General features: G+C 66.3%; 18 protein-coding genes and 1 pseudogene. 11 read left to right on the top strand and 8 right to left on the bottom strand.

Going from position 1 to position 13,991, the window contains the following annotated elements:
- Positions 1 to 11 precede the first annotated feature (11 nt).
- Positions 12 to 815: an IclR family transcriptional regulator gene (locus DB708_RS12850; RefSeq protein ID WP_108922365.1), complete on the top strand. Its 804-nt coding sequence runs from the start codon at positions 12 to 14 to the stop codon at positions 813 to 815.
- Between the two features lie 8 nt (positions 816 to 823).
- On the opposite strand, the gene DB708_RS12855 is transcribed toward DB708_RS12850, so the two are convergent.
- From DB708_RS12855 to DB708_RS12875, 5 genes are read right to left on the bottom strand one after another with little or no spacing between them, the layout of a single operon-like run.
- Complete coding sequence (locus DB708_RS12855; protein WP_108922367.1) at positions 824 to 1,549, bottom strand: class II aldolase/adducin family protein; 726 nt, start codon at positions 1,547 to 1,549, stop codon at positions 824 to 826.
- Complete coding sequence (hcaB, locus tag DB708_RS12860) at positions 1,546 to 2,352, bottom strand: 3-(cis-5,6-dihydroxycyclohexa-1,3-dien-1-yl)propanoate dehydrogenase (protein ID WP_108922369.1); 807 nt, start codon at positions 2,350 to 2,352, stop codon at positions 1,546 to 1,548. The genes DB708_RS12855 and hcaB overlap by 4 nt, the downstream gene beginning before the upstream one ends.
- Positions 2,349 to 2,615, bottom strand: a complete 267-nt coding sequence (locus DB708_RS12865) for a dihydrodiol dehydrogenase (RefSeq protein WP_108922371.1) — start codon at positions 2,613 to 2,615, stop codon at positions 2,349 to 2,351. Before DB708_RS12865 ends, hcaB begins: the two co-directional genes overlap by 4 nt.
- On the bottom strand, positions 2,612 to 3,166 hold the full coding sequence (locus tag DB708_RS12870; protein WP_108922373.1) for a 3-phenylpropionate/cinnamic acid dioxygenase subunit beta: 555 nt from the start codon (positions 3,164 to 3,166) through the stop codon (positions 2,612 to 2,614). The genes DB708_RS12865 and DB708_RS12870 overlap by 4 nt, the downstream gene beginning before the upstream one ends.
- Positions 3,163 to 4,458: a Rieske 2Fe-2S domain-containing protein gene (locus tag DB708_RS12875; protein WP_108924145.1), complete on the bottom strand. Its 1,296-nt coding sequence runs from the start codon at positions 4,456 to 4,458 to the stop codon at positions 3,163 to 3,165. Before DB708_RS12875 ends, DB708_RS12870 begins: the two co-directional genes overlap by 4 nt.
- Before the next feature lie 313 nt (positions 4,459 to 4,771).
- On the opposite strand from DB708_RS12875, the gene DB708_RS12880 reads away from it, so the two are divergent.
- Genes DB708_RS12880 through DB708_RS12900 form a run of 5 tightly spaced genes read left to right on the top strand, consistent with a single transcriptional unit; the run spans position 4,772 to position 8,792 of the window.
- Positions 4,772 to 5,713, top strand: coding sequence for a Rieske (2Fe-2S) protein (locus DB708_RS12880; RefSeq protein WP_108922375.1), 942 nt, complete (start codon positions 4,772 to 4,774; stop codon positions 5,711 to 5,713).
- A gap of 22 nt (positions 5,714 to 5,735) precedes the next feature.
- Positions 5,736 to 6,221 (top strand): hemerythrin domain-containing protein, encoded by a 486-nt coding sequence (locus DB708_RS12885; protein ID WP_108922377.1) that lies wholly within the window; start codon positions 5,736 to 5,738, stop codon positions 6,219 to 6,221.
- Between the two features lie 33 nt (positions 6,222 to 6,254).
- On the top strand, positions 6,255 to 7,028 hold the full coding sequence (gene pcaH, locus DB708_RS12890; RefSeq protein WP_108922380.1) for a protocatechuate 3,4-dioxygenase subunit beta: 774 nt from the start codon (positions 6,255 to 6,257) through the stop codon (positions 7,026 to 7,028).
- Positions 7,021 to 7,566, top strand: coding sequence for a protocatechuate 3,4-dioxygenase subunit alpha (gene pcaG, locus DB708_RS12895; protein ID WP_108922382.1), 546 nt, complete (start codon positions 7,021 to 7,023; stop codon positions 7,564 to 7,566). The genes pcaH and pcaG overlap by 8 nt, the downstream gene beginning before the upstream one ends.
- On the top strand, positions 7,563 to 8,792 hold the full coding sequence (locus DB708_RS12900; protein ID WP_108922384.1) for a lyase family protein: 1,230 nt from the start codon (positions 7,563 to 7,565) through the stop codon (positions 8,790 to 8,792). Before pcaG ends, DB708_RS12900 begins: the two co-directional genes overlap by 4 nt.
- 63 nt (positions 8,793 to 8,855) lie before the next feature.
- Here DB708_RS12900 and DB708_RS12905 read toward each other — a convergent pair.
- Both DB708_RS12905 and DB708_RS12910 read right to left on the bottom strand, forming a co-directional pair.
- Positions 8,856 to 9,479 (bottom strand): annotated as a pseudogene (locus tag DB708_RS12905) (TetR/AcrR family transcriptional regulator); the annotation flags it as partial.
- 141 nt (positions 9,480 to 9,620) lie between these two features.
- Entirely contained in the window at positions 9,621 to 10,421 is an 801-nt protein-coding gene (locus DB708_RS12910; RefSeq protein WP_108922386.1) for a class I SAM-dependent methyltransferase, read from the bottom strand.
- Positions 10,422 to 10,475: 54 nt separating this feature from the next.
- Between DB708_RS12910 and fdxA the strand changes: the two genes are divergently transcribed.
- The 5 genes from fdxA to DB708_RS12935 are packed head-to-tail and all read left to right on the top strand — an operon-like array spanning position 10,476 to position 13,281.
- Positions 10,476 to 10,832: a ferredoxin gene (fdxA, locus tag DB708_RS12915; RefSeq protein ID WP_108922388.1), complete on the top strand. Its 357-nt coding sequence runs from the start codon at positions 10,476 to 10,478 to the stop codon at positions 10,830 to 10,832.
- Positions 10,833 to 10,843: 11 nt separating this feature from the next.
- A complete protein-coding gene (locus tag DB708_RS12920) occupies positions 10,844 to 11,503 on the top strand; it encodes a helix-turn-helix transcriptional regulator (RefSeq protein ID WP_108924149.1) in 660 nt (219 codons plus the stop codon).
- Positions 11,504 to 11,505: 2 nt separating this feature from the next.
- Complete coding sequence (locus DB708_RS12925) at positions 11,506 to 11,931, top strand: hypothetical protein (RefSeq protein WP_108922390.1); 426 nt, start codon at positions 11,506 to 11,508, stop codon at positions 11,929 to 11,931.
- Positions 11,932 to 11,981: 50 nt separating this feature from the next.
- On the top strand, positions 11,982 to 12,329 hold the full coding sequence (locus DB708_RS12930; protein ID WP_108922392.1) for a cupin domain-containing protein: 348 nt from the start codon (positions 11,982 to 11,984) through the stop codon (positions 12,327 to 12,329).
- Between the two features lie 4 nt (positions 12,330 to 12,333).
- On the top strand, positions 12,334 to 13,281 hold the full coding sequence (locus tag DB708_RS12935; RefSeq protein ID WP_108922394.1) for an NAD(P)H-dependent flavin oxidoreductase: 948 nt from the start codon (positions 12,334 to 12,336) through the stop codon (positions 13,279 to 13,281).
- Between the two features lie 12 nt (positions 13,282 to 13,293).
- Here DB708_RS12935 and DB708_RS12940 read toward each other — a convergent pair whose 3' ends face one another.
- Positions 13,294 to 13,989: a helix-turn-helix transcriptional regulator gene (locus DB708_RS12940; RefSeq protein WP_201263511.1), complete on the bottom strand. Its 696-nt coding sequence runs from the start codon at positions 13,987 to 13,989 to the stop codon at positions 13,294 to 13,296.
- Between the last annotated feature and the right edge of the window lie 2 nt (positions 13,990 to 13,991).

Here is a 13,991-nt window from a genome sequence, read left to right on the forward strand (position 1 = left end):
ACCGTGAACTCGTGCAGAAGAAGGGGCATCAGGACGCCATCGAGCCCGCCGCCGATTCGCCTGTGCCGCAGTACCCGATCGAGTCGGTCGACAATGCGCTTCGGCTGCTGCTCTTGCTGGGCGAGCAGCCTCAGATCCGGCTGAGCGAGGCAACCCGCTATCTGGGTGTGGCATCGTCCACCGCGCACCGGCTGCTGGCGATGCTGGCCTACCGCGGGTTCGTCCGGCAGGACCCGGTGTCGAAGGCCTACCTGCCCGGTCCGTCGCTCACCGGTGTGGCGTTTGCGATCTTCAGCCGCATCGACATTCAGGGCTCCGCCACACCGGTCATGCGTGGCCTGTCCGACCAGCTTCGGGAGACGATTCACGTCGGGATGCTCGACGGCGCCAACGTCCGCTTTGTCGCCGCGGTCGAGGGCCCGGCCGCGGTACGGGTGGCATCCCGGTTGGGGCGGACGATGCCGGCGCATTGCACCTCGACTGGCAAGGCCATGTTGGCCCAGCTGCCGCAGCCGGAATTGGGTGTGTTGCTGCCGGACGAGCAGTTGGAGCGCATCACCGCTGTATCGATCGGCAGCCGTGCCGAGCTGGAGGCTGAACTGTCCTGCGTTCGTGAGCGGGGCTACGCCATCAACTGCGAGGAGAGCGAGGACGGTGTCGCCTCGGTCGCGGTGCCGATACCGACTCATGCACCCGGTTTGCGGCTCGCGCTCAACGCCGCCGCGCCGCGGCATCGGCTCGACAATTCACAGCACGCATCGGTGGCGGCCGCACTTATCAAGGCGGCCAAGGAGATTGGCGATCAGCTGGTCTGAGCGGCGCCTCAGTCGGCCGCAAGCCGTGCGACCTCGTGGCGCCAGGCCGCATCGGCGGTGAAGGCGGCTCCCAAATCGGGCAGGTCGTCCCAGTCGGCATCGTCGATGTCGTGCAATGTGCCTCCGGCCGACAGCACTCGCAACGACATCTGGGCCAACGCGTCGAGGCTGATCGCCTGCAGCACCGCCTGCGGCACAGTGGCTGCGGCGCTGGTGATCCCGTGGCCGCGGCAGATCACCACCGGTAGCCCGCGCATCGCAGCGACCATCTCCTTGCCCAGTGCGCTGTTGCGGATCAACACGGCGCGTTCGTAGACGGGCACGCCGCGGCGGGCGAGCCAGGCGCCGGGAATGTCGTATGCCCCGTAGATCGGCCGGATCGGGACGCCGGCGAGATCCGCGGCGACGACCGCCGGCGGGTGCAGATGCGCGACGGCTCGGTGCCGCGAATCCGCCTGCATGGTTTCGACGTGGATGGGCAGTTCGTTGGGGACGCGGTATCCGTCGAGTTCGCCACTTCCGCCGGCGCTGCCGTCGAATCGGATCAGGCGGATATCGCTGGGCGCGGTGTCGGCCACGCCGGTGTCGGCGTCGCTGCGGCAGCGGACGAGAAGATGATCGTCATCGACGCGCAGACTCAGGTGGCCGAGCATGCCGTCGACCAGGCCGCGGGCCGCGGCGACTCGGCAGCCCTGGGCGACCAGGGCGCGCTGACGGTTCAGCTCGTCGGTCACGGTCGTTCGACTTTTGGTGTGCCGATGCCGAATCCGCCGTCCGGGTGGATGGTCTCACCGGTGATGCCGCGGGATCGGCCGGAAGCCAAGAACACGAACGACCACGCATGATCCGCGCCGGACAGTGCGACGTTCAACGGGGTGCGTGCGGCGACGTCGCGTGCCCGGTTGGGGTAGTCGTCGAGGCGGGTGTCGTTGAGCCCCAGGCTGGTCAGGCCGCGCAGGTCGGTGTTGACCGTGCCGCCCGGAGCTACCCCGTTGACCCGGATCTGCGGCGCCAGCTCATGCGCCAGCGAGGCCACCAGCCCGCGCACGGCAAACTTCGACGACACGTACAGCACGCCGCCGCGGCCGGGGTGGTACGACGACGCCGACTCGGTCAGCACGATCGACGGCTCAGCGCCATCGCGCAGCGCAGGGACCGCGGCCTTGACCGACTGCAGGTGGCTCAGCACGTTGGTGCGAAACATTTCGTCGAAGGCGTCGGCGAGGTTGTCGGCATCGAGATCGGCCACGCCCTGGTAGAAGTCGAAGACTCCCACGCAGTTGACCAGGATGTCGAGCCCGCCGAACGCATCGACTGTCTCGGTAACCGCGCGATGGTTGGCCTCGCCGGTGATGGCGTCACCTTCGACCACCCGAATCTCGGGTAGCTGTGCGCGCAGCAGTTTGCACTTCTGTGGATCACGTTCCAGCACAGCCACTCTGGCGCCCTCGGCGAGGAAAGCCTCGACAACGGCCCGCCCGATTCCGGATCCGCCGCCCACAACCAGGGCACGCTTACCGTCCAACCACGCGGTCATGACTGCGGGCTTTCCGGGTCGGGCAGCAACGGCGCACCGGAATTCCCCACCATTGCCGCCATCGTCCGGGGGTTCTGCCACGTCAGGGCCTCCACCTCTAGGGCGTCCAGGCTGATCCACCGGCCGGTTCTGGGCGCGCCGATCAACAGCCTCGAACCATTGCGGGTGTCAACTCGGCGCACCACGACCTCGGTGAATTCGTTCGCGACCGTGAGTGGTTCGCCGACCGTGCCGGCTAGCAACTGCTCGAGTTGATCATTCACAGGAACACCGCCAAGTTCTGCATCCGCAATACCGCCTCGTCGGCAATGATTGTGCGCCGGGCGAGCTTGTATCGACCTTCGCACCAGCGCAGCAGGTCTTCGCGACCGCACGACATCAAGGCGCTTTCGTTGACGTCGCCGCGGCTGCGGAACAGCAGTTCGGCGGATTCGACCACCAGCTGTGCTGCATCCCCTTCGGTTGGGTCGGATTCGAAGGTGCGCACGTTGGTGATGAAGTGGCGCAGCCGCGACGGTGGGTCCTCGGCCCACACGTGCTCGGTGCCCATCCGCGCGACCCGCTGGGTCAGCGAGTACTTGTCTTCGTCGAAATGCGCCATCCCCGGTGCGGTGTCAAACCCGGCGCCGCGTGCCGTCGTGACGCGCACCGGCATCACGTAACGGATGTCTTCGGTCAGCGTGTCCAGCCACTCCTCGTATCGCTGGGCGTCCAACAGATAGGCCTCGTCCACCAGGAACTGATGCGCCTGAAGATGCCGGGCGTCATCAAAGGGCAAGGACGGCAAGGCTTTTCTTGATGAATGTGGGCTCATGCGCCGGCTCCCTGCAGATAATCGGCCCACAGCTTCAGCAACTCGCGCTGGTTGTACTCGTTGTAGCCGACCTGCGCGCGCCCCGGGCCGTGGAAGGATTCGGCGGGCAGCGCATCGACCACCGGGCGATCGTCAGACAGCAGGCCCATTCGGCTGTTCAGCAGCAGCCGCCGTGCCATCGAGCCGCCCGCGGTCGTGGTCAACGACACCCAGTTCTCCACGTCGTCCTGTTCGAACATTCCGCTCGAACCGAAACACATCAAATACGCCTTGTAGGAGTCCTTTTTGTACTGCGGGGGAGCGGCGGAGTCCACCGCGAACCACGAGCACACTTCGGTTTCATTCTCACTGATGGGTTGCCACAGGCGGATCGAAATGAAAGGCAGCACCTGGTCTTCCCGGTCGTGCACCTTGGGCCAGTTATGCACGAAGCTCAAGTTGGGAAAGCAGGTCGCCGCCGAAATCATGAACCCGTCCTCGCCGACCACCCGCTGCTGCTGGGGCGTCCACACGCCTTTGATCCGCTCGATCATCTCGTCGGGATAGCCGACGTATCCCATCCGCTCCTCGAAGCTGCCCGGCGGCAGCTTGTACGTGGTCCCGCCGCCGCGATGCGCCCAGTAGGTGGCGCCGTCCTTGCGCTTCTGCGCCTTCGGCTCCCGGAACAGCCCGATCTCGACGATCGATGCGTGCGTATGCGGCGTGTGGTACATGTCGCCACAGAAATTCTCGGCGCCGATCTTCCAGTTGGACTTGATCCGCCAGCGTTGTGGCCCATGCATTTCCAGACCCGCGACGCTCTGCTTGGTGTAGAAGTCCAGATAGAAGGTGAAGTCGCCGAGGAAGTCCTCCAGCGGTTCCGCGTGCGGATCCAGGTTGATGAAGAGCAGGCCGTTATAGCTGGCGAAGTTCGGCGCCGGCAGCAGATTGTTGGCGCTGCGCGCGAAGCCCTCGTCGCCCCCGTAGGCCTCGCGATGAAAGGGCAGTCCCGTGAGCCGGCCGTCGTTGCGGTAGGTCCAGCCGTGGTATGGGCACCGGAAGTTGGAGGCGTTGCCCATCTCCGCGCGGCACACCTGCATACCGCGGTGCAGGCACATATTGAACATCGCCCGGACCTTGCCGCCCGCGTCGCGGGTGATGATGAATGAATCGTCGAGAACCCGACGCACCACGTAGTCGCCGTCCTGGGGGATCTCCGACTCGTGGCCCACGAACGTCCAGGCCCGGCTGAACAGCCGCTCCTTCTCCAACGCGAACAGCTGCTTGTCGTTATAGATGTGCGCGGGGATCATGCCCCGGCGCACGCTCTCGAACAGGCCGTCCTCGAAATCGGCGTCTACCACGGGAGCCTCGCTCTGCTCTACAGAAACTACTTCGGCTAAATAGAATCCTGGACGGCGCTCTGCTGGTCAAACAGCAGGAACTTGCGAGGTTTCACGGCGCTCTGTGCGGAAACTCCGAGCTAGCCCGCAAGGAAGTTGCCAGAGGTTACAGTTACCGTGAGCATATGTCTACGCCGCACAGGGTATGTGAACTCTCAGGCTGTTCAGCGCCTATCGCCTAGAGATCCGCCGTACAGCTGCGTTGGGGAAGGAACTTGGTGCTATGGCTGATCGATCCGGAGGTCGCCTGCGAAAATTCGGACCGCGTGTGTTGTCCGCCGTCGGGCGCCAAGAGTGGCTGGACCGGCCCAGCTATCGGCTGGAACACCTGCTCAGCTTCGCCTTCAACGGGCTGGGCCGCGCCCGCAACGACGTCGTGAACGCGCTGAACGGCGTCTGGCTCGGGCACCCGGTGCACCCGCCGCTGGCGTCACTGACCAGCGGGGCGCTCGCCACCACCGTTGCCCTGGATGCGCTCAGCGTGCTGCCGGGCCGCCCCGCCCAGGAAATGGTCGACGCCTCGCGGTTCGCCTCCCGTGCCCTCGGCGTCGGGATCCTGGGCAGCATCGGTTCGGCCATCACCGGCGCCACCGACTGGCAGCACACCCACGAAGAAGACCGCAGGGTCGGGCTGGTGCACGGCGTGGTGAACCTGTTCGCGACCGGGCTCTACGCGCAGTCCTGGTGGGATCGCCGGCAGGGCCGTCATCGTCGCGGCATCGCACTGACCGCGCTTGGCTATGTCGTCACCGTCGGTGGCAGCTATCTCGGCGGCGCCCTGGTGTTCGAATCCGGCATCGGCATCGATCAGTCCGGCCGGCGGCTGCGCACCAAAGAATGGACCCCGGTGCTGGACGCGAGTTCGTTGAACGGGAAGCCGGTGCGGGTCGAGGTCGACGGGGTGGGGCTGGTGGTATGCCAGACCAAGCCCGGCGAGGTGTCGGCGTTCGGGGAGTTCTGCCCGCATCTGGCGGCTCCGATGGCCGACGGCTGGGTGGATCGCGGCCGGATCGTATGTCCTTGGCACGGTTCGTGGTTCGCGGCCGAGTCGGGTGATGTTCTGCGTGGCCCGTCGGCAGCTCCGCTGCCGTGTTATGAGGCCAGGTTGGCCAACGGAATGGTCGAAGTCCGCGGCGAGGCGCAGCCTAGCCTCGACGGGTCATAGGGGATTGGAGCGAAGGAGCAACGTGAACGCGTACGAAGTGTTGAAGGACCACCATGTCGTGATCAAGGGTCTCGGTCGCAAGATCAGTGACGCACCGGTCAACAGCGACGAACGCCGTGCACTCTTCGACGAAATGCTGATCGAACTCGACATCCACTTCCGCATCGAAGACGACCTGTACTACCCAGCCCTGGCGGCCGCCACCAAGCTGATCGCGGTGGCGCATGCCGAGCACCGCCAGGTGATCGACCAGCTTTCCGTGCTCCTCAAGACCCCGCAGACCGCGATTGGCTATGAAGACGAATGGAACTCGTTCAAGACGGTGCTCGAGGCGCACGCCGACGAAGAGGAACGCGACATGATTCCCGCGCCGCCCGAGGTGAAGATCACCGACGCCGAGCTCGAGGACCTGGGCAACAAGATGAACGCCAGAATCGAGCAGTACCGTGGCTCCGCGCTGCACAAACTTCGCACCAAGGGGCGCGCCGCGCTGGTACGCGCTCTGTAGCTGCGGGCCGATTGGCGAGTAGCGTCACGCTTCGTGAGGGCCGCACCGCAGGGCGTCGCGTCGCAGGGTGACATCACGGCGGAGATCGCCCGAATCGCGGCCGCCTGCGAGCACACGAACGCCGGCGCACAAGATCAGCCGCGGCTGAACTATCCGCCATACCGCAGCAGCATGTTGCGCCACCCGAAACAACCACTGCTGCTTACCGATCCCGAGGAGCTGGAGCGCTGCGCGCCGTGCTTCGGGGAAGTCGACTTCCACCCGCTCGACGCCGATCTGACGGCCGGCCAGCCGGGCGAGCCGATCGGGGAGCGCATCATCGTGACCGGGCGGCTGCTGGATCGGTCCGGGCGACCGCTCGCGGGCCAGCTAATCGAAATCTGGCAGGCCAACGCCAGCGGTCGCTACCGCCACCAGCGCGACCAGCACCCGGCTCCGCTCGACCCGAACTTCATTGGTGCCGGTCGCTGCCTGACCGGGCCCGACGGGACGTATCGATTCCTGACCGTCAAGCCCGGTCCCTATCCGTGGCGTAATCACCACAACGCGTGGCGCCCGGCGCACATCCATTTCTCGCTGTTCGGTACCGCGTTCACCCAGCGCCTGATCACCCAGATGTACTTCCCGGGCGACCCGCTGTTCGACCTGGATCCGATTTTCCAATCGGTTCTGGATCCTGCTGCGCGCCAACGCCTGATCGCCGGCTACGACCACGATCTCACCGAGCCGGAATATGCCACCGGATATCGATGGGACATCGTGCTGGCGGGCAGCTCCAGCACCTGGACAGAAGCCGAACATGACTGAACTAGCCAGTACCCCGGGGCAAACCGTCGGCCCCTTCCTTCATCTCGGGTTGCCTTGCGACACCGAGATGGTTGACGACGCGGATGTCGGCGCGCTCCGGCTGCACGGCACGGTGTACGACGGGGCGGGCAAACCGATCCCGGATGCCCTGATTGAACTCTGGCAGGCCGACACCGCCGGGCGCATCCCCCGCCGCTCGCTGCGGCGTGACGGCTTCACCGGGTGGGGCAGGGCCGCAACGGATGCCGCCGGGTGCTATAGCTTCACCACGGTGACGCCGGGAAGCGACGGGCGGCCACCGTTCTTCGCGATCACCGTCTTTGCTCGCGGGCTGTTGAATCGACTGTTCACTCGCGCCTATCTGCCCGGCGCGGATCTGGCTGCGGACCCGCTACTGGCCACCATCGCTGCCGAGCGGCGGGCCACCTTGCTCTGTGTTGGCGAAAGCGGCTCGGGCCGAACGGATTACCGATTCGATATTCATCTGCAGGGTCCACACGAGACCGTGTTTCTGGCGTATCGGGACGCTGCGGTATGACCAATCTGTTGTGGCCGGGCGACCACCGGGCCGGCGAGCACCTGACCGATCAGTCGCTGCTGCGGTCGATGGTCGCGGTGGAATCCGCGTGGCTGAGCGCCCTGGCCGCCGCGGGTTTGGCGCCCGCCGGCGCTGCAAGCGCCGACCTGTCAAACCTGGTGGACCAAGGCGATATGGAAGGGCTCGCAGTCGCCGCCGAGGACAGGGGCAATCCGATCGTAGGCCTGGTCGAGCTGCTGCGTGAGCGAGCCGAGCCTGCCTTCGCCCCGTGGATCCACCGCGGGCTCACCAGCCAGGACGTCGTGGACACCGCGCTGATGCTTGGCGTGCGCGCCGTGGTGGACGAGCTGAGAACGCAGCTTTGCGAGCAGGTTTCGACGCTGGCCGCACTTGCGGACTTACATCGGGCCACCCCGATGGTGGCCCGTACGCTCACCCAGCAGGCCGCGCCGACCACGTTCGGCGCCAAGGCGGCCGGCTGGTGCAACGGTGTCATCGACGCCTGCGAGCAGCTTTGCGGGCTGATGACCCCGATCCAGGTCGGTGGGGCCGTCGGAACGTGGTCGGCCACGACGGAACTCGCCACACTGCTCACCGACGCGGCAGACCCAGCGGGAATATCGGAGCGGGTAATGCAAACCGCTGCAGCGGCTTTGGGTTTGGGGGTGCGGCCACCGTGGCATGCCACCCGGACGCCGGTGACCGCGGCGGCGGATGCCTTCCTTGGGTGCACCGATAGCTGGGGCCGGATCGCCTCGGATGTGGTCACCCTGGCACGTCCGGAGATCGGCGAATTGAGCGAACCGGCCGCCGGCAACCGTGGCGGCTCGTCGTCGATGCCGCACAAGCGCAATCCGGTGCTGTCCATCCTGATACGGCGGACGGCGATATCGGTGCCGCAGCTGGCCGCGACCCTGCACACCGCGGCGGCGCTGGCCAACGACGAACGCCCCGATGGCGCATGGCATGCCGAATGGGACACGCTGCGAACCCTGGCCCGGCGGACCCTGAGTGCGGGCTCCCAGTGTGGCGAGCTGCTGGCTGGGCTGGTCGTGCATGCCGGGCGGATGGCCGAGAATCTGAGTGCTGCAGATGTTCTCGGTGAACAACGCGCGATCGCCGACCTGGCCGGGAAGTCGCCGACGCCAAGCTATTTCGGCGCGGTCGACCGGTTGATCGACGCCAGCCTAGCTCGCGCCGAGCGGATATCCGGCAAGCGGCCGTGAGGTGTTGGCGGCGATGTCCCGCAGCGACAGCGCAGCATGCGCGGCGCCGGCGTTGCCGTCCTGGTAGATGCTGGCCAGCCAGATGTGCACCAGCGTGTCGATCACCCGGTCCTGGCCGATCGCCGGGGATTCGGTGGTGAACGTCGCGGTCATCAGCCGCTCGCTCAACATGTTCAGCGCGATCGATAGGTCCTCGGCTCCGACGGTGGCCGGGGCGACGCCCCGTTCGCGCTCGGCCGTGATCGCGACGGTGGTAAACGAGATCCACTTCTGCATCAGCGTCGACCAGAGCTGGCGGACCTCGGGGTTGGTGGCCTTGGCTGCCGCGCCGGCCACGGCGACCGCGCGGTGTGAGCCCGACACTTCGAAGAACGCCTCGATGCGGTCGCGCCACAGCGTCGCGGGATCGCCGGTCAGCTTGTCGCGAAGTTTCTTCAGCGCCGCGTGTGCCTTGTTGTTCATGTGGTCCAGCAACGAAAGCAGCACCGCGTTTTTCGACGGGAAATAGAAGTAGAAGGTGGGGCGGGAGATGCCGGCACCTTTTGCCAGATCGTCGACGGAGAAGTCGGCCAGCGGCCGCTCCTGAAGGAGTCGCTCGGCGGTGGCCAGGATGGCCTGCTCACGGTCGTCACCCGAGTGATGCGAGGAACGGCGACCGCGGGAGACGTGCGCGTACCCGGTGTGCATCGAGGGGTCGGACACGGCACATACCCTAGGGGTGCACCGATATATGCCAGGCAAATTGTTGATGACGACGAACAATAATGTCGATTAAGTTCAGCGCGTTGCCGGCGCGATCGGCGCCGGTGGCGAATTTCGGAGTCGACCTTACTCGTGCTCCGGCTTACGGGCGATGATCGCGACGGCGGTCAGCTGGTCGCGGTGCTTGCGGAACGTGTGACGCATCGTCAGCACCCGCTTGCGCGCGTCCGGATGCAGGAGCAGGTTTCTGGCAAACCGCAGCGCTCCTAAAAGCCCTTCGTCGGCGATGATCCGGCGTGGCTGCAACAGCGCCATCGGTGCGGTCACCACCCGGTCGACGATCAGTCCGTGGTCCGACAGGAGTTGTGACCATTCGGCAATGGTCAACGGACGCGCGTTCACCTTGATCGCGCGGGCAAGCGCCTGCCGGATCTCCGTGCTGATCTCCTCGGGCACGGTGTCGGGTGTCAGCGCGAGTTCGTGGATCGCGTAGCGGCCGCGCGGTCTCAGCACCCGCGCGGCCTCGGCGACGATCGCGTGCTTGGTGGCATCGCCCTGCATCGTCAGCATCGCCTCGCCGAGGACGACGTCCCGACTGGCGTCGGGCAATCCGGTGTCGGCCGCGTCGGCGACCCGGACCGTGCCGGTCCCGGCGTTCAGCCCGGCGATGACGTCCCGAACGCTGTCGGCCGCATCGGGGTCCTGTTCGGCGCCCACGTACGACCGCGGTTGCCGGTTGAGAATCTCCGCTGCGGTGCGGCCGAGGCCCGGCGCCAGCTCAAGCACATCGGCGTCGGTCACCTCGGCGCCGGCCAGCATGGTGCGGGTGAGCCCGACGCCACCCGGGCGAAGGACTCGTTTCCCCAGCCGCGCAAGCAGCCAATGTCCCTGGACGCTGTCATCTGCGCGACTTGACATGGGAGCCATGGGCTTTCCCGTCCTTCCTGGTTTTCACAACTTTGATTGTGTAAACTCTATCGCATGACCTACGTTATCGGGAAGCCCTGCATCGATGTGATGGATCGGGCATGTGTGGACGAATGCCCGGTGGACTGCATCTACGAGGGTGGCCGAGCGCTCCACATCCATCCCGACGAATGCGTGGACTGCGGCGCGTGTGAGCCGGTCTGCCCGGTCGATGCGATTTACTACGAAGACGACCTGCCCGAGGAGTTGCGGTCGCACCTGGCCGACAATGAGGCGTTTTTCTCCGAGACCCTGCCGGGGCGCGACGCTCCACTGGGGTCACCGGGCGGAGCGGCCAAGCTCGGTGCACTGGGCGTCGACGCTCCGTTGGTGGCCGCCGAACCGAAGGCCGACGTTTCCGAGGGAGCGTGAGGAGGATCGCCATGTCAACGGGGGAGTCCGCGGGTCGTCGTCGTGAGGTGCTGCGGACGTTGCGGACATCCCGGGATCCGCTGACCATCGTCGCGATCGCCGATGCGTTGGGCGTGCATCCCAACACCGTTCGCTTCCACCTCGACAGTCTTCTCGGCGACGGCCAGGTGGAACAGGTCGAGCCGGGGCGCAAGGGGCCGGGGCGTCCACCGCTGATGTTCCGGGCGGTCCGCCAGATGGATCGCGGCGGCACGCGGCACTACAGGTTGCTCGCCGAGATACTGACGATGGCCTTTGCGGCCGACCAGGATTCGGGCGCCAGGGCGCTGGCCGCCGGGCGGGCGTGGGGGCGACAACTCGATTCGAGCGTGGACTCGTCGCCCGGGGACGCCCAGAGTCCGCAGGCCTCGATCGATCAGCTGGTCGATGTGCTCGACCAGCTTGGCTTTGCCCCCGAGCGCCGCCGGGCCGACGGGGAACAACAGGTCGGTCTGCGGCACTGTCCGTTCCTCGAGCTCGCCGAAACCCGTGCCAGCGTTGTGTGTCCCGTCCATCTCGGGCTTATGCAAGGAGCCCTGGAAAGCTGGGGTTCCCCGGTTGCTGTCGAGCGCCTCGATACGTTCGTCGAACCGGATTTGTGCGTCGCCCACCTCGAGATGCAGGAGGCCTAGCGATGAGCACCGAAATGGCGATCGCCGTCGCGATCACCTTCGTCTGGCTTGGCATGGTGTTGGCCATCTCGTTTTTGGAAGCCCCGCTGAAATTCCGGGCGCCCAACGTGACCTTGCAGATCGGACTTGGCATCGGGCGCTTGGTTTTTCGCGCACTCAACACCGTCGAGGTCGCATTCGCCATCGTCATCCTGGCGGTCGCGGTGGACGGCCCGATGCCGTCGCGGATCATCGTCGCATTTTGCGTCGCGTTCGCCGCGCTCGCCGTGCAGTTGATCTCGGTGCGGCCCCGGCTGACTCGCCGCTCGGATGCGGTCCTCGCCGGATCGGACGCGCCCCGCTCCCGAGCTCACTACGTCTATGTCGCTTTCGAGGTGGTCAAGGTGGCGGCGTTGATTGTGGCGGGGATACTCCTATTGACCGCATAGACGTCTCAACGCCCACCGACAGCCCACCGCCACACCGAGGGGACTTACCAATGGAATCAATCTCGCTGACCAGCCTGGCCACCGAAAAGCTGGCCGAAGCCCGGCAGTCGCACAGCGGACGCGCCGCACACACCATTCACGGCGGCCACGACCATGAACTCCGGCAGACCGTGCTCGCGTTGCTCGCCGACCACGACCTGTCCGAACATGACAGCCCCGGCGAGGCGACGCTGCAGGTGCTGCAGGGTCACGTGCGTCTGACGGCGGGTGGCGACTCCTGGGACGGTAAGACCGGTGACTACGTCGCGATTCCGCTGCAACGCCATGCCCTGCACGCGGTCGAGGATTCGGTGATCATCCTGACGGTGCTGAAGAGCATCCCCTCTGTGGCACACTAGCTGTATGTTATTCACTTCCTGGTCAAAGGATTTCGGCCTGCGGGTGCCTATTGTTAACGCCCCGATGGGTGGGGTCGCCGGTGGTCGGCTGGCCGCCGCGGTGACCGCTGCCGGAGGTTTGGGCATGGTCGGCATGGGCAGTTCGGCGACCAGGAAATCGTTGGCGACCCAGCTGCAACATGTCGACGGGCGATTCGGAATCGGCTTGGTGGACTGGGTGATACGCGGCCAACCGGGGCTGCTAGAGGATGCCCTGGCGGCGCGCCCGGTTCTATTGTCGGTCAGTTTCGGTACCGACTGGTCCTGGGTAGCCAAGGCGCATGACGTCGGAATTACCACCGTCACACAGGTATTCGATGCTGCCGACGCCCTTCGGGCTGTTGACGGGGGAGTCGACATCGTGGTCGCGCGCGGCGCGGAAGGTGGCGGTCACGGTGAGGTGAAGCTCGCGACGCTGCCGTTGCTCGATGCCGTGTTGGAGGCAGTGTCGGTGCCGGTGCTCGTGGGTGGCGGAATTGCCTCGGCGCGCAGCCTAGCTGCGGTGCTGGCGGCGGGAGCCAGCGGCGCGTGGGTCGGCACCCGGTTGATGGCGTGTGCGGAGAGTCTGAGCAGTGACGGTAGCCGTCGTGCCGTGATCGCAGCCAACGCCACCGATACCGTCGTCACCCGGATCTTCGACATCGCCGAGGATCTGGCGTGGCCGACGCGGTTTCCGTCGCGGGTATTGGCGAACGACTTTGTCACGCGCTGGACGGGTAAAGAGGACGCGCTTGCCGACGACCAAGCGGCCCGCGACGAGCTGGCCGCCTCGATCAAAGCCGACGACCGCAACGTTGCCGCGGTCCACACCGGTCAGGCTGTCGGCATGATCCGTGACGACGCATCGGTAGCCGAGGTCATCGACGGAATGTGTTCGGGCGCAGAGAAATTGCTGACAGGCTGGGGCCCGTAGCGGTCACGGCGTTTATTCATCGCCGCGGCGGAGCACGACACAGCATCGGTCCGGCCCGGGGTAGAGCCGGGCATCGGGGCAGTGCGGCGCCAACGCCTCGGTGACGCCGGTGATCAGCGCGTGGTTCATGTCGCAAGCCAACTGCGTCTGCTCCTGGGCCAGCGCATGGAACGGGCAGTTGGCGAGTTCGACCGCGTCGTCGGCAACTCGCGGTTCGTAGCCGTATTCGCGCAGCACGCCGATCGCCGACTCCAGTGCCGTCGCGGCATCCGCGGGTGCGTGTTGGGTGGCGCCGATGCGCTGGCCGTAGTCGTGGGCGACCCGGTTCAGCACCGCGACGACCGGTTCCCCGGTCGTCGCCGAGTCCGCGATGGCTTGCGCCATCAGTCGCCCGGCCAGTTCGTACTCCCGTTGCGGAAGGCTCACCGCGATGTCGCGCCGCACCCTGCGGTACAGCTTGGACGTCCGCCCGGCGCCGGGGCCGGATCGCCCCGCCAGGCGCGCATAGTCGCTTTCCAGCAGCCCTTCGGCGGTCAGTCGGTCCAGATGGAACTTGGCCTGATGATGCGGCACCCCGACGGCGTCGGCGGCCTGTTCGCGGCTGACCGCTGTCGGTTGCGAACAGACGAATTGGTAGAGGCGACGGCGCCCCGGATCGGCGAGTGCTCCGATGCCGGCGGAGTCGCGCGCTAGCGAGTTTTCCTGCACTG

Origin of the sequence: Mycobacterium montefiorense, assembly GCF_003112775.1 — a bacterium.
In the GTDB taxonomy this organism is placed as follows: Bacteria; Actinomycetota; Actinomycetes; order Mycobacteriales; family Mycobacteriaceae; genus Mycobacterium; species Mycobacterium montefiorense.

Coding starts and splice junctions, on each gene's coding strand:
- hcaB (WP_108922369.1), bottom strand. CDS start 2,352: ATGACCGCGTGGTTGGACGGTAAGCGTGCCCTGGTTGTGGGCGGCGGA.
- DB708_RS12870 (WP_108922373.1), bottom strand. CDS start 3,166: ATGAGCCCACATTCATCAAGAAAAGCCTTGCCGTCCTTGCCCTTTGAT.
- DB708_RS12875 (WP_108924145.1), bottom strand. CDS start 4,458: ATGATCCCCGCGCACATCTATAACGACAAGCAGCTGTTCGCGTTGGAG.
- DB708_RS12880 (WP_108922375.1), top strand. CDS start 4,772: ATGGCTGATCGATCCGGAGGTCGCCTGCGAAAATTCGGACCGCGTGTG.
- pcaG (WP_108922382.1), top strand. CDS start 7,021: ATGACTGAACTAGCCAGTACCCCGGGGCAAACCGTCGGCCCCTTCCTT.
- DB708_RS12900 (WP_108922384.1), top strand. CDS start 7,563: ATGACCAATCTGTTGTGGCCGGGCGACCACCGGGCCGGCGAGCACCTG.
- DB708_RS12910 (WP_108922386.1), bottom strand. CDS start 10,421: ATGGCTCCCATGTCAAGTCGCGCAGATGACAGCGTCCAGGGACATTGG.
- fdxA (WP_108922388.1), top strand. CDS start 10,476: ATGACCTACGTTATCGGGAAGCCCTGCATCGATGTGATGGATCGGGCA.
- DB708_RS12920 (WP_108924149.1), top strand. CDS start 10,844: ATGTCAACGGGGGAGTCCGCGGGTCGTCGTCGTGAGGTGCTGCGGACG.
- DB708_RS12925 (WP_108922390.1), top strand. CDS start 11,506: ATGAGCACCGAAATGGCGATCGCCGTCGCGATCACCTTCGTCTGGCTT.
- DB708_RS12930 (WP_108922392.1), top strand. CDS start 11,982: ATGGAATCAATCTCGCTGACCAGCCTGGCCACCGAAAAGCTGGCCGAA.
- DB708_RS12935 (WP_108922394.1), top strand. CDS start 12,334: ATGTTATTCACTTCCTGGTCAAAGGATTTCGGCCTGCGGGTGCCTATT.